Origin of the sequence: Paraburkholderia sp. SEWSISQ10-3 4, assembly GCF_030464785.1 — a bacterium.
Classification (GTDB): Bacteria; Pseudomonadota; Gammaproteobacteria; order Burkholderiales; family Burkholderiaceae; genus Paraburkholderia; species Paraburkholderia aspalathi.
In genome coordinates this window covers 381,300-394,837 of record NZ_JALPRI010000004.1, presented here as the reverse complement: position 1 = coordinate 394,837, position 13,538 = coordinate 381,300, and the positions used below count along the sequence as shown (strand labels likewise).

Annotated in this window: 11 protein-coding genes; all 11 read left to right on the top strand. The window is 63.2% G+C overall.

The genetic code is table 11. The annotated features are described in order from the left end of the window. Positions 1–2 precede the first annotated feature (2 nt). Positions 3–1,277 carry an RluA family pseudouridine synthase gene (locus M0D68_RS12930; protein WP_093632655.1) on the top strand — a complete coding sequence of 425 codons (1,275 nt, stop codon included), beginning with the start codon at positions 3–5 and terminating at the stop codon, positions 1,275–1,277. After that, positions 1,274–2,122, top strand: a complete 849-nt coding sequence (gene pgeF / locus M0D68_RS12925) for a peptidoglycan editing factor PgeF (protein WP_211701636.1) — start codon at positions 1,274–1,276, stop codon at positions 2,120–2,122. The genes M0D68_RS12930 and pgeF overlap by 4 nt, the downstream gene beginning before the upstream one ends. A 623-nt stretch (positions 2,123–2,745) precedes the next feature. Next, positions 2,746–4,560: a class I poly(R)-hydroxyalkanoic acid synthase gene (gene phaC, locus M0D68_RS12920; RefSeq protein ID WP_167378282.1), complete on the top strand. Its 1,815-nt coding sequence runs from the start codon at positions 2,746–2,748 to the stop codon at positions 4,558–4,560. Between the two features lie 135 nt (positions 4,561–4,695). Beyond that, the gene (locus tag M0D68_RS12915) at positions 4,696–5,877 is read left to right on the top strand and encodes an acetyl-CoA C-acetyltransferase (protein ID WP_200564516.1); all 1,182 of its coding nucleotides are present in this window, start codon (positions 4,696–4,698) and stop codon (positions 5,875–5,877) included. Positions 5,878–6,083: 206 nt separating this feature from the next. Further along, positions 6,084–6,824 (top strand): 3-ketoacyl-ACP reductase, encoded by a 741-nt coding sequence (locus M0D68_RS12910; RefSeq protein WP_054039485.1) that lies wholly within the window; start codon positions 6,084–6,086, stop codon positions 6,822–6,824. 133 nt (positions 6,825–6,957) lie between these two features. Beyond that, on the top strand, positions 6,958–7,575 hold the full coding sequence (gene phaR, locus M0D68_RS12905) for a polyhydroxyalkanoate synthesis repressor PhaR (protein ID WP_054039487.1): 618 nt from the start codon (positions 6,958–6,960) through the stop codon (positions 7,573–7,575). 382 nt (positions 7,576–7,957) lie between these two features. Continuing rightward, positions 7,958–9,016 (top strand): tRNA-dihydrouridine synthase, encoded by a 1,059-nt coding sequence (locus M0D68_RS12900; RefSeq protein ID WP_266224447.1) that lies wholly within the window; start codon positions 7,958–7,960, stop codon positions 9,014–9,016. 116 nt (positions 9,017–9,132) lie between these two features. Further along, positions 9,133–10,524, top strand: a complete 1,392-nt coding sequence (gene rimO, locus M0D68_RS12895) for a 30S ribosomal protein S12 methylthiotransferase RimO (protein ID WP_054039491.1) — start codon at positions 9,133–9,135, stop codon at positions 10,522–10,524. A 3-nt stretch (positions 10,525–10,527) separates the two neighbouring features. After that, a complete protein-coding gene (locus tag M0D68_RS12890) occupies positions 10,528–11,484 on the top strand; it encodes a sugar kinase (protein WP_200621606.1) in 957 nt (318 codons plus the stop codon). A 75-nt stretch (positions 11,485–11,559) separates the two neighbouring features. Further along, complete coding sequence (bktB, locus tag M0D68_RS12885; protein WP_266224445.1) at positions 11,560–12,744, top strand: beta-ketothiolase BktB; 1,185 nt, start codon at positions 11,560–11,562, stop codon at positions 12,742–12,744. A 120-nt stretch (positions 12,745–12,864) separates the two neighbouring features. Continuing rightward, on the top strand, positions 12,865–13,524 hold the full coding sequence (locus tag M0D68_RS12880; protein WP_266224443.1) for a hypothetical protein: 660 nt from the start codon (positions 12,865–12,867) through the stop codon (positions 13,522–13,524). The last annotated feature ends 14 nt before the right edge of the window (positions 13,525–13,538 follow it).

Here is a 13,538-nt window from a genome sequence, read left to right as displayed (position 1 = left end):
CAATGACCCGCTCAAATACTCCAGGCGCCGCAACCGGTGCCGGGAATAGCAACAAAGATTATAGCGTAAGCGCTGACCCCTCCGACGCGTTGGGCGTCGATTCACTCGACGACGATCTCGGCAGCGACGCCCTCGCGGCCGCCGGCCCGGACAGGGTGCCAACCGTGGCGAGCCCCGTGGCGGACGAGTCGCCGCGCAGCGTCGTCGTGCCCGACGAACTGGCCGGCGAACGCCTCGACAAGGTGCTTGCCCGAATCTTTCCGGAGTTTTCACGTAACCGGCTGCAAAGCTGGATCGAGTCGGAGCGGGTGCGCATCGACGGCAAACCGGCCAAAATCCGTCAGCCGGTGCCGCTTGGGGCGACCATCGAGCTCGTGCCCGATCTGCTGCCTGAGCAGCTCGCGTTCACGCCCGAGCCGGTGCCGCTCGAGATCGTCTACGAGGACGACACGCTGGTGGTCATCAACAAGCCGGCCGGCATGGTCGTGCATCCGGCGGCCGGCAACTGGAGCGGCACCGTCCTCAACGGTTTGCTGTACCGCTATGGCGATGCCGCAGCCGGCTTGCCGCGCGCCGGTATCGTGCATCGGCTCGACAAGGAAACGTCCGGTCTGATGGTGGTGGCGCGCACGCTCGAGGCGCAGACGGATCTGGTGCGCCAGCTGCAGGCACGCACGGTGAAGCGCCGTTACCTTGCGCTGGTATGGGGCAACATGCCCGAAGAGGGCACGATCGACGCGCCGATCGGCCGCGATCCGCGCGAACGCACGCGCATGGCGGTGGTGACGAGCGCATCGGGCAAAGCGGCGCGCACGCATTTCCGGCGCGTGGACACGGCGATCTGGCAGCGTCAGCCGGTCACCGCGATTCATTGCGATCTGGAAACCGGCCGCACCCATCAGATTCGCGTGCATTGCGCGCATATCGGCCATCCGCTGCTCGGCGATCCGGTTTATGGACGTGCACGCGGCAAGCGCTCGGTGACGCCGCTGCCGGACGGTTTCGCGCGTCAGGCGCTGCATGCATGGCGCCTCGGTCTGATTCACCCGAAAACCGGCCGGACCATGCAATGGCGCGCCGATGCACCGGAAGACATGCAGGTGCTGTCGGCGGCGCTTGGCCTGGGGCGTGACGATGCGGGCGAGTTCGACGAGACGTACTACGAGGAAGACGACTACGACGCCTCGCTTGACGACGATATCGATGAAGACGGCGACGGCGAGCACGACGAAGACCAGGATCACGACGACGAACACGACGAGGACGGTCACGCATGAGTTTGCCCGAGCTGAGCTTTGCCGATGTTGTGCAACCCGCATGGAACGTATCGCCGCGTGTGCGTGCGCTCGTCACCACCCGCAACGGCGGTGTGAGCGAGCCGCCGTTTGGCCGCTGGCAGGATGGCGCTGACCAACCCGGCGGCCTGAACCTGGGGATGAAAAGCGGTGACGATCCCGCCGCGGTCGCAAGCAATCGCGCACGCTTGCTGAGTCTGGCGGGTGTAAGCGAGGCTGCGTGGCTCGAACAGATTCACGGCGCCGGCATCGTGCGCGCGGAAGATGCGCTTGCGCAGACTCAGGCAAGCGGTACGCCGACACGAGCGGACGCCAGCGTCACCGATCGGCCCGGCACGGTGTGTGTCGTGATGGTCGCCGATTGCATGCCGGTGCTGTTGTGCGACGAAGCAGGACGCGCGGTCGGCGCGGCCCATGCCGGCTGGCGTGGTCTGGCAGCGGGCATCGTCGAGCAGACTGCACAGCGTGTCGCCGGCCTCGCCGGCGTGGAGGCCGCATCGTTGCATGCCTACCTGGGTCCGGCGATCGGACCGGACGCATTCGAGGTGGGTGCAGATGTGCGTGACGCCTTCATGAATGGCGTGGACGGCGCACAACGCGAAGCCACCGCGAATGCATTCATTACGCATCCGCAAAATCCCGGCAAATATCTCGCCGATCTCGCGGCGCTCGCGCGTTTGCGCTTGCAACGGATTGGTGTGACGCGCATTGTCGGCGGCGATCTGTGTACGGTCACGCAACGCGAACGTTTCTATTCCTATCGCCGTGATCGCGAGACCGGGCGTATGGCTGCGCTGATCTGGCTGGACGATCAGGTTACGCGTTAGTCCTGCATTCAATCATCCACACACGGCCGCATCGCATGACGCTTCGATTTATCAGCGCCATCGTGCGGCCGTGGCGCTTCTCGCGCTTGCCTCGACCGGCGCGATGTGTTCCCGCAAGCATCCGTATGAGGGTTTATTCGGAGATACGTTGCGTGCTTTTGCTGCGCTGCCGGAATTTGTCGCGCGCACGTTAATCTGCCGCTCAAAGTGCGCGCGAGTGAACGGATAAATACGCATAAATATGCACAAGCCCATGCAATAGGGGAGCTTTTTTTGCTTATGCGAGCACTTATCAACCCATGTTCCAAAAGCGCGATCTGCTATACAGGGAAAACGATAATTAAAAAACTATCGCACTGCGGCAAAATCGGGAACAAGCATTGACATGCCTTGCGATGGGGAGCAAGAATGTTCCTCACAGCTCCTCGTACATGGGACAGGGCGTGACGAGGTCGCGAGCAATCGCCCACGTGCGCATGAACCTGCCTCTCAACCCGTCCGCAAGGACTCACCGGTCAAAAGCAGGTATGGCAGCATCACATTCCTCAGCTTCTCCCAGCACGGACTCCTCGACGGAGCACACGCAGCAGGCCGGTACGAGCGGCGCATCACCAGCCGCAGGCATGCAGCAGTTACTGGACGCCTGGATGAACGCATGGCGTTCGCTGGGCACGCCGCCTGGTGGCAGCGGCATACCTTTTCAGATGCCGCAGGTGCCCCAGATGCCGCCAATGGGCTTGCCGCAGATACCGTCGTTCCCCGGCATGCCTGATTTCAGCAAACTGGCTGCGGGATCCCTGCCGTCAATGCCTTCATTCGCCGGACTCAATGTCCCGAGCGCCGCGATTCCATCGGAGCGTTTGCAAAAGCTGCAAGCCGATTATTCGCGTGAGGCGATGGAGTTGATCCAGCAGGCGGCCACCTCCACGACGAAAGCCCCCGAACTCAAGGACCGCCGTTTCAGTTCCGACGCGTGGAGCGCGACGCCGGCCTATGCATTTACCGCTGCGTGGTATCTGTTGAACGCGCGTTATCTGCAGGAAATGGTCGACGCACTCGAAACGGAACCGAAGATGCGCGAGCGCGTTCGGTTCGCGGTTCAGCAATGGACCGCAGCCGCATCGCCGAGCAACTTCTTCGCGTTGAATCCGGAAGCGCAAAAGACCTTGCTCGATAGCAAGGGCGAGAGCTTGCGCCAGGGCGTGATGAATCTGCTGGGCGATATGCAGCGCGGCAAGATTTCGCAAACGGACGAATCGCGTTTCGTGGTCGGCGAAAATCTCGCGAACACCGAAGGCTCAGTGGTGTTCGAGAACGACCTCATTCAGTTGATTCAGTACAAGCCGCGCACGGCCACCGTGCGTGAGCGACCGCTGCTGATCGTGCCGCCGTGCATCAACAAGTTCTACATTCTCGATCTGCAGCCGGAGAATTCGCTGGTCGCGCACGGACTCGATTCGGGTCATCAGGTGTTTCTGATTTCGTGGCGCAACGCGGACGCATCGATCGCAGGCAAGACGTGGGATGACTACGTCAGCGAAGGCGTCCTCAAGGCGATCGAAACGGTCAGCAAGATCAGCGGGCGCGAGCAGATCAACACGCTGGGTTTCTGCGTCGGCGGCACCATGCTCGCTACGGCGCTGGCAGTAGCGGCCGCGCGCGGCGAACATCCCGCCGCGTCGATGACCCTGCTCACCGCGATGCTGGATTTCTCGGACACGGGCGTGCTCGACGTATTCGTCGACGAGGCGCATGTGCAAATGCGCGAGCAGACCATCGGCGGCAAGAACGGCGGCAAGCCCGGCTTGATGCGCGGCATCGAATTCGCCAACACGTTCTCGTTCCTGCGGCCGAACGATCTGGTGTGGAACTACGTGGTCGACAATTACCTCAAGGGGCGCACGCCAGTGCCGTTCGATCTGCTGTACTGGAACAGCGATTCGACGAGCCTGCCGGGCCCGATGTATGTCTGGTATCTGCGTAACACGTATCTCGAGAATCGTCTGCGCGAGCCGGGTGCGGTGACCACTTGCGGTGAGCCGGTCGACCTCTCGAAGATCGACGTGCCCACCTTCATCTACGGTTCACGCGAAGACCATATCGTGCCGTGGCAAACCGCCTATGCGTCGGTGCCGCTGCTCTCCGGACCGCTGAAGTTCGTGCTCGGCGCGTCGGGTCATATCGCTGGCGTGATCAATCCGCCGGCGAAGAAAAAGCGTAACTACTGGGCGCTGGAAGGCGACGTCAAGACGTTGCCGGAAAGCCCGGACGAATGGCTCGACCAGGCGACCGAAGTGCCCGGCAGTTGGTGGCCGGAATGGACCACGTGGCTCGATCAGTATGGTGGCAAGAAAGTGAAGCCGCGCGCCACGGCCGGCTCCGCCGAATTCCCGGTGATCGAACCGGCGCCAGGGCGTTATGTGCGGCAACGGGAGTAGGCTTCAGCGCGCCTGAGGGCGCGGTGGTGTGGCGGTATGAGTGCGCGTCCTGATAGACGCAAGGGCGCATTGGCAACAAGATTTTTAACTTGACGGGCAGCGGCGTATTTAGCCGATGTCCCGGAGGATATGGAAATGACTGATGTTGTGATCGTATCGGCCGCCCGTACGGCAGTTGGCAAATTCGGTGGGTCGCTGGCGAAGATCGCTGCGCCCGAACTCGGCGCTACTGTGATTCGCGCCGTGCTCGAACGGTCTGGTCTGAAGCCTGAGCAGGTCAGCGAAGTCATTCTGGGGCAGGTGCTGACGGCAGGCTCGGGGCAGAACCCGGCGCGTCAGTCGCTGATCAAGGCGGGGCTGCCCACGGCGGTGCCCGGCATGACGATCAACGTGGTGTGCGGCTCGGGCCTGAAGTCTGTGATGCTGGCAGCCAACGCGATCATCGCGGGCGACGCGGACATCGTGATCGCCGGCGGTCAGGAAAACATGAGCGCCGCGCCGCACGTGCTGCCGGGCTCGCGCGACGGTTTCCGCATGGGCGACGCCAAGCTGATCGACTCGATGATCGTCGACGGCCTGTGGGACGTCTACAACCAGTACCACATGGGCGTGACAGCAGAAAACGTCGCCAAGGAATACGGCATCACGCGCGAGCAGCAGGATGCGTTCGCGGCGCTGTCGCAGAACAAGGCGGAAGCTGCGCAGAAGGCGGGCCGTTTCAACGACGAAATCGTGCCGGTCGAAATTCCGCAACGCAAGGGTGAGCCGCTGCGTTTCGCAACGGACGAGTTCGTGCGTCACGGCGTGACGGCTGAATCGCTGGCGGGTCTGAAGCCGGCATTCTCGAAGGAAGGCTCAGTGACAGCGGCCAATGCGTCGGGTCTGAACGACGGCGCGGCGGCGGTGCTGGTGATGTCGGCGAAGAAGGCCGAGGCGCTCGGCCTCACGCCGCTCGCGCGCATCAAGGCGTACGCCACCTCGGGTCTGGATCCGAAGGTGATGGGCATGGGCCCGGTGCCGGCCTCGCGCCGTTGTCTCGAACGCGCGGGCTGGACGCCGGCCGATCTGGACCTGATGGAAATCAACGAAGCGTTTGCCGCACAGGCGTGCGCCGTGAATCAGCAAATGGGCTGGGACACGTCGAAGATCAACGTGAACGGTGGCGCGATCGCGATCGGCCATCCGATCGGTGCGTCCGGCGCCCGGATTCTCGTCACGCTGATCCATGAAATGCAGAAGCGCGATGCGAAGAAGGGTCTGGCGTCGCTGTGTATCGGCGGCGGCATGGGCGTGGCGCTGGCGCTCGAACGCGCTTGATAGGCCTTCAGGTCTTGAGGTCTCAAGCAGGCTCAGACAGGTTTTAGCAGGCGGTAAGCAGGGTTGCCGCGCGCCACATTGCAGCAGGTAGTGCGCGGTGAGCAATGGCCTCGTCGGCCGGTCGCCCGGCGGCAGCGGAGATGAAGCACAGGCGAGGGAAGAGGTAGCCGGTCGGCACCTCGAAAACGAAAAACGGAGTGTAGTTTATGACACAGCGAATTGCGTACGTAACGGGCGGGATGGGTGGCATCGGCACAAGCATTTGCCAGCGTCTGCACAAAGAGGGCTTCAAGGTGGTCGCCGGCTGCGGCCCGAACTCGCCGCGCCGCGTGAAGTGGCTCGAAGAGCAGAAGGCACTCGGCTACGATTTCATTGCGTCCGAAGGCAATGTCGGCGATTGGGAATCGACCAAGGCGGCGTTCGACAAGGTCAAGGCCGAAGTCGGCGAGATCGACGTGCTGGTGAACAATGCCGGTATCACGCGCGACGTCGTGTTCCGCAAGATGACGCACGAAGACTGGACGGCGGTGATCGACACCAACCTGACCAGCCTCTTCAACGTCACGAAGCAGGTGATCGACGGGATGGTCGAGCGCGGCTTCGGGCGAGTCATCAACATTTCGTCGGTGAACGGCCAGAAGGGGCAGTTCGGCCAGACCAACTACTCGACCGCGAAGGCCGGTATTCACGGCTTCACGATGTCGCTGGCGCAGGAAGTGGCCACCAAGGGCGTGACGGTCAACACCGTGTCGCCGGGCTACATCGGCACCGATATGGTCAAGTCGATCCGCCCGGATGTGCTGGAAAAGATCGTTGCGACGATCCCGGTGCGCCGTCTCGGTCAGCCGCAGGAAATCGGCTCGATCGTGGCATGGCTCGCCTCGGACGAATCGGGTTTCTCCACGGGCGCGGATTTTTCGCTGAACGGTGGTTTGCATATGGGCTGAGTCACCGGCGCGCCGCTCACAAGGCAGCGCGCTTCGACTCAGATGGTTCCGGCGGCGTCCCGGTTGCACAATTGCCCGATTGTGCGCCGGCATGACGCCGTTTCCGCGCTCAACTCGCGCTCAAAGGCGTTACATGACCACTACTACAAAGAAAACAGCCGAACGACTGATCAAGAAGTATCCGAATCGCCGGCTCTACGATACCGAGACAAGCACGTACATCACGCTGACGGATGTTAAGCAGCTCGTGCTGGATCAGGAGGATTTCAAGGTCATCGATGCGAAGAGCAACGAGGATCTGACGCGCGCCATCCTGTTGCAGATCATTCTCGAAGAGGAGAGCGGCGGCCTGCCGATGTTCTCGTCCTCGATGCTGTCGCAGATCATCCGTTTCTACGGCCATGCCATGCAGGGCATGATGGGCACGTATCTGGAGAAGAACATCCAGGCCTTCATCGACATTCAGGCGAAGCTCGCCGACCAGTCGAAGAATCTGTACGAAGGCAAGGCGATGAACCCCGAAGTCTGGTCGCAATTCATGAACATGCAGGCCCCCATGATGCAGGGCATGATGACCAGCTACATCGAACAGTCGAAGAACATGTTCGTGCAGATGCAGGAGCAGATGCAGAACCAGGCTAAATCGATGTTCGCTACCTTCCCGTTCACGCCAGGTGGACCGGTGAATGCGGCAGGCGGACCGGCCACACCGGCTACGCCGCAAACCAATCCGGAGCCGGAGAAGAAGTAAGGGCGCGAGACTGACGCGGCGAGCGCGTCTTTACGCGTCGGCCCCACGGCCAAACAACGGTGCAGAAGTGGTGTGCCCGTCGCTTGATGAGGCGGCGGGTGGGCCACGACGGCCTACGCGCCGGGCGCAGGCGGACGGGCGCGGTACAATCATGGGTTGCTGGCGCTGTTGCGGGGTATGGTCTTCGGATCTTTGTGATCCTGTTGCCCTTCAGACTGCGCCGCAGCGTCCCATTTGTCGCCGTTGCCATCGCTGTATCCCAGCCCCACCTATGTCGCAGACCCGTTTCTCTACCATCCCCACGCTTTCGATCCAGAAGGCCGGACTTGTCAGCTTTGGCTGACCGTAAGATTTGCAGAAGCAGCGTGGGCGCCATTCCGACATGAGCCAGCTGTTTCTTGCGCCCATGGAAGGGCTCGCGGACTACGTATTGCGCGACGTGCTGACCAGCACGGGCGGATTCGACGGCTGCGTTTCCGAATTCGTCCGGGTGACGGGTTCGGTGCTTCCCGAGCGTGTCTACGAGCGGGATACACCCGAAGTCCTCCACGGAGGACGCACACCCGGCGGCACGCCGATGGTGATCCAACTTCTTGGCAGCGATCCTGAATGGATGGCGCTGAATGCGGCCCAGGCGGCCAGCCTGTCGCCGCATGGACTCGATCTGAACTTCGGCTGTCCCGCCAAAGTCGTCAACCGGCACGGTGGCGGCGCGATGCTGCTCGCGCACCCTGAACAACTGAACCGGATTGTTTCTTCTGTTCGCGCCGCGGTGCCTGCCGGCATCGCTGTGACGGCAAAAATGCGGCTCGGCGTGTCCGATACGTCGCTTGCGATCGACTGCGCCACGGCGCTGACGGAAGGCGGCGCGGCTTCGCTCGTCGTGCATGCCAGAACGCGCGACCATGGCTACCGGCCGCCGGCCCACTGGGAGTGGATCGCGCGTATCGACGACGCCGTGGACGTGCCGGTCACCGCCAACGGAGAAGTCTGGACGGTGGCCGACTGGGAGCGGTGCCAGGCGGTCAGCGGCTGCGCGGACGTAATGATCGGGCGGGGCGCCGTATCGGATCCTTTCCTGGCATTGCGCATACGCGGGCTGATGGAGCAGACGGCTTCCGGCGAGGAATGGCCGGCTGTACTGGGTTTACTCGCCGACTACCTGAGAAAATTGCAGGCCCGCGTCGCGGCCCGCCATGAGCACGGGCGCGTCAAAATGTGGCTCAGCTATCTGAAGCGGACGTGGCCGCAGGCTGCCGAACTGCATACGGCCATCCGGCGCCTGCATGATTCGCGCGACATTCTTGACGTGATCGAGCGCGCCCAGGCACTCAATGGCTTGATCCCGATGCCGGCGCATCAATACGCGGCCCATGGCCTCGCCGATCCGGCAACGCCCCGCTACGTGGCCGACTGCACGGTCGCCGGCGCGGTACAATAAAGGGTTGCGTGCGCGGGACGCTGTCCGGGCCGTGGTCTGACTGACCATTGGCCCTTGGCCTTGCCGCACCGTCCCCATTTGTCGCCATCGTCACCGCTATACGCCGGACCCATCCTATGTCGCAGACCATTTCCCCCGCCGTGCCGACCCCTTCGACTCCGAAGGTCGGTTTCGTCAGCCTCGGCTGCCCTAAAGCGCTTGTCGATTCCGAGCAGATCATCACGCAGCTGCGCGCCGAGGGCTACGAGATCTCCGGCACGTACGACGGCGCGGACCTCGTCGTCGTCAACACGTGCGGCTTCATCGACGAAGCGGTGCAGGAAAGCCTCGACGCGATCGGCGAAGCGCTCAGCGAAAACGGCAAGGTGATCGTCACGGGCTGTCTCGGCGCCAAGCAGAGCGCGAGCGGCTCGAATCTGATCGAAGAAGTGCATCCGAAGGTGCTGGCCGTGACCGGTCCGCACGCGCTGGGCGAAGTGATGCAGGCGGTGCACAATCATCTGCCGAAGCCGCACGATCCGTTCATCGATCTGGTGCCGGCTGCCGGCGTGAAGCTCACGCCGCGTCACTACGCCTATCTCAAGATTTCCGAAGGCTGCAACCACCGCTGCACGTTCTGCATCATCCCGTCGATGCGCGGCGACCTCGTGTCGCGCCCGGTCGCCGACGTGATGCTTGAGGCGGAGAACCTCTTCAAATCCGGCGTGAAAGAACTGCTCGTGATTTCGCAGGACACGAGCGCATACGGCGTCGACGTGAAATACCGCACCGGCTTCTGGAACGGCAAGCCGATCAAGACGCGCATGACCGATCTGGTCGGCGCGCTCGGCGAACTCGCGGCGCAATACGGCGCATGGGTCCGTTTGCATTACGTGTATCCGTATCCGAGCGTCGACGAAGTCATTCCGATGATGGCCGAAGGTCCGTTCAAAGGCCACGTGCTGCCATATCTGGATGTGCCGTTCCAGCACGCGCATCCGGAAGTGTTGAAGCGCATGAAGCGTCCGGCCAACGCCGAGAAAGTGATGGAACGCGTGAAGGCGTGGCGCGAAATGTGCCCCGATCTGACGATCCGCAGCACGTTTATCGCGGGCTTCCCGGGCGAGACTGAAGAGCAATTCCAGACGCTGCTCGATTTTATTCGCGAGGCGGAACTGGATCGGGTCGGCTGCTTTGCTTATTCGCCGGTCGAAGGCGCGAGCGCCAACGAACTCGACGGTGCGTTGCCAGACGAAGTGCGTGAAGAACGCCGCGCGCGTTTCATGGAAGTGGCCGAAGAAGTGTCGGCCAAACGGATTGCGAAGAAGGTTGGCAAGACGCTGAAAGTGCTGGTCGACGAGATCAATGCCGACGGCGGCATCGGCCGTACCGCGGCGGATGCGCCCGAGATCGACGGCGTCGTGTACATCGCACCGGCCACCAAGGCGTCCAAGCGTTATAAGGTCGGCGATTTTGTCTCGGTAAAGATCACCGGCGCCGACGGTCACGATCTGTGGGGCGAGGTCTAAGCAATGACGGTGAGCACCGCCGGCACGCCGGCAACCCGGCCTCCGCGTCCGGAGATCCTCGCGCTCGGCGAGGCGATGATCGAGTTCAACCAGTCGGCTAAAGATCAGCCGAACTATCTGCAAGGCTTCGGCGGCGATACGTCGAACTTCTGTATTGCGGCAGCAAGGCAGGGCGCGAAGACGGGTTTTGTGTCGGCCGTGGGCAGCGACCATTTCGGGCGTCTGCTGATCGATCTGTGGGAACGCGAACAGGTTGAGACGTCGCTCGTGCGCGTCGATCCGCACGCGCCCACCGGCGTCTATTTCGTCTCGCACGGTCCCGCAGGTCACGCGTTCGACTATCTGCGTGCGGGTTCGGCTGCGAGCCGCTACGCGCCGCACGATTTGCCGCTCGATGCGATCGCCGCGGCCAAAGTCATCCATTTGTCCGGCATCAGTCTCGCGATCAGCTTAAGCGCCTGCGACGCCGCGTTGGGGGCGATCGAACATGCGCGCGCGAACGGCGTGCGCGTGAGTTTCGACACCAATCTGCGTTTGAAGCTGTGGCCGCTCGCAAGAGCGCGCGCGGTGATGCTCGAAGCCATTCGTGGCACCGACATTTGTCTGCCGAGCTGGGACGACGTAACCGAGCTCACCGGCTTGACCGGCCGTGACGAGATCGTCGACTTTCTGCTGTCGCACGGTCCGCGTGTCGTGGCGCTCAAGCTCGGCAAGGAAGGTTCGTATATCGCCACGCCGGATGAGCGGCGCGTCGTGCCTGGCCACGTCGTCAACGCGGTCGATGCGACTGGCGCGGGGGATTGCTTCGGCGGCGCATTCATCGCGCGCATCGTCGCGGGTGACGATCCTTTTCAGGCGGCGCGTTATGCGAACGTCGCCGCGGCACTGTCTACGCAAGGTTACGGCGCGGTCGCGCCGATCCCTTCGCGCGCGACGGTCGAACACATCCTGGCCGGCTGACAGTAACGCGCTGCGAGGCGCGCGCCGCAGCCTGCCAGGACATGATTATCTTGAGACACTAAACAGGAGCGAGCGATGCAACGAGACGTGGTGGTGGTAAGCGGGGTGCGTACGGCGATCGGCGGTTTTGGCGGCAGTCTGAAGGATTTTCCGCCGACCGATCTCGGCGCACGCGTCGTGCGTGAAGTGCTGGCGCGCGCGAACGTGTCGGGCGACGAAGTCGGTCACGTGGTGTTCGGCAACGTCGTGCATACCGAACCGAAAGACATGTATCTGGCCCGCGTGGCCGCGATCAACGGCGGCGTTGCGCAACATACGCCCGCGTTGACCGTCAACCGCCTGTGCGGCTCGGGCCTGCAGGCCATCGTCTCGGCCGCGCAAAGCGTGCTGCTCGGCGACGCCGACATCGCGATCGGCGGCGGCGCGGAAAACATGAGCCGTGCGCCGTATTCCATGCCGGCTGCGCGCTTTGGCCAGCGCATGGGCGATGCGCGCCTCGTCGACATGATGGTCGGCGCGTTGAACGACCCGTTCCAGTCCATCCATATGGGCGTGACCGCTGAGAACGTCGCCCGCAAGTACGATATCTCGCGCGAAACGCAGGATGCGCTCGCGCTCGAATCGCATCGCCGTGCGGCCAACGCGATTACGAGCGGCTACTTCAAGGACCAGATCCTGCCGATCACGATCCCGTCGAAGAAGGGCGACGTCGTGTTCGATACGGATGAACACACGCGTATGAACGCAACGGCCGAAGACTTCTCCAAGTTGAAGCCGGTGTTCGCCAAGGAAAACGGCACGGTGACGGCCGGCAACGCCTCGGGTATCAACGACGCCGCCGCGGCGGTCGTGCTGATGGAACGCAGCGTCGCCGAAAAGCGCGGCATCAAGCCCTTGGCGCGGCTGGTTTCGTACGCGCATGCAGGCGTCGATCCGGCCTACATGGGCATCGGCCCGGTGCCGGCGACGCGCAAGGCGCTCGAACGCGCCGGCCTGACGGTCGCCGATCTCGATGTGATCGAAGCGAACGAAGCGTTTGCCGCTCAGGCGTGCGCGGTCAGCAAGGAGCTCGGTCTTGATCCGGCCAAGGTCAATCCGAACGGTTCGGGCATTTCGCTCGGTCACCCGATCGGCGCAACCGGCGCTCTGATTACCGTCAAGGCGTTGTATGAGTTGCAGCGAGTTGGCGGCCGCTATGCGCTGGTGACGATGTGTATCGGCGGCGGGCAGGGCATCGCGGCGATCTTCGAACGGATCTGAAGCTGAGGCGGCGCAACGTGACGCCACGCGAGGCGTCGCGCTGGCCCCGCCGAACTGAGCCCGGTAGCAAGCGGCTAGCAAACGAGTATCGAGCAGTATCAGGCAACAAGGAAAGAACGGATGCAGGAATCCAAAGCGATGAAGGGTGTGACGCGCCGGCGCGGTTGGGCAGTCCTCCAGGGGCACTTCCTTCGGGGTTTAGTGAGCACGGCCGCATTGCTGTGTGTCGGCGCCGGGGCTGTGCTGCCCGCGCAGGCATGGGCGGAAAGCGACGCGGTGAAGGAACTGGCGGCGCCCCCGCCGATTCAGTTGCCGCTCAAGCCGAGCCCCGAATTCGCGAAGTTTCCGCGTTACGCCGGCATGCTGGGTTCGCGTCAGATCGTGCTGCGTCTCGGCGCGAAAACCGACGATCCGGCCGGCGTGCACGGCGAGTATCAGTACACCGACACCGGCGAGGTGATCCTGATCGCGGGTGACCGCGACGGCGATACGCTCGAAGTCGAGGAGTCGAACGACGGCACGCATATTACCGGCAACTGGGTGGGCAAGTTTGCCGCCGACGGCTCGGTGGCGGGCGACCGGATGAACGTCGACGATTCCGACCCGCAGCCATTCGATCTGAAGCCGCTGGCAGCGGGGCAGGCTGTGCCGGCTGCTTCAGCGAGCGCCGGTGCTGCCGCTAACAAAGCTGCGTCCGCCGGCAGCGCAGCAGCGCCTGCCTCGGCGACAGGCGGTGGTCACGCCGTTGGCGGGGTGAGCAACCTGCAAATCGGCGAATAAGATCTACCTACACC

Excerpts from the sequence above, each read along its gene's own strand:
- M0D68_RS12930 (WP_093632655.1), top strand. The coding sequence starts at position 3 with ATGACCCGCTCAAATACTCCAGGCGCCGCAACCGGTGCCGGGAATAGC.
- pgeF (WP_211701636.1), top strand. The coding sequence starts at position 1,274 with ATGAGTTTGCCCGAGCTGAGCTTTGCCGATGTTGTGCAACCCGCATGG.
- phaC (WP_167378282.1), top strand. The coding sequence starts at position 2,746 with ATGCAGCAGTTACTGGACGCCTGGATGAACGCATGGCGTTCGCTGGGC.
- M0D68_RS12915 (WP_200564516.1), top strand. The coding sequence starts at position 4,696 with ATGACTGATGTTGTGATCGTATCGGCCGCCCGTACGGCAGTTGGCAAA.
- M0D68_RS12910 (WP_054039485.1), top strand. The coding sequence starts at position 6,084 with ATGACACAGCGAATTGCGTACGTAACGGGCGGGATGGGTGGCATCGGC.
- phaR (WP_054039487.1), top strand. The coding sequence starts at position 6,958 with ATGACCACTACTACAAAGAAAACAGCCGAACGACTGATCAAGAAGTAT.
- M0D68_RS12900 (WP_266224447.1), top strand. The coding sequence starts at position 7,958 with ATGAGCCAGCTGTTTCTTGCGCCCATGGAAGGGCTCGCGGACTACGTA.
- rimO (WP_054039491.1), top strand. The coding sequence starts at position 9,133 with ATGTCGCAGACCATTTCCCCCGCCGTGCCGACCCCTTCGACTCCGAAG.
- M0D68_RS12890 (WP_200621606.1), top strand. The coding sequence starts at position 10,528 with ATGACGGTGAGCACCGCCGGCACGCCGGCAACCCGGCCTCCGCGTCCG.
- bktB (WP_266224445.1), top strand. The coding sequence starts at position 11,560 with ATGCAACGAGACGTGGTGGTGGTAAGCGGGGTGCGTACGGCGATCGGC.
- M0D68_RS12880 (WP_266224443.1), top strand. The coding sequence starts at position 12,865 with ATGCAGGAATCCAAAGCGATGAAGGGTGTGACGCGCCGGCGCGGTTGG.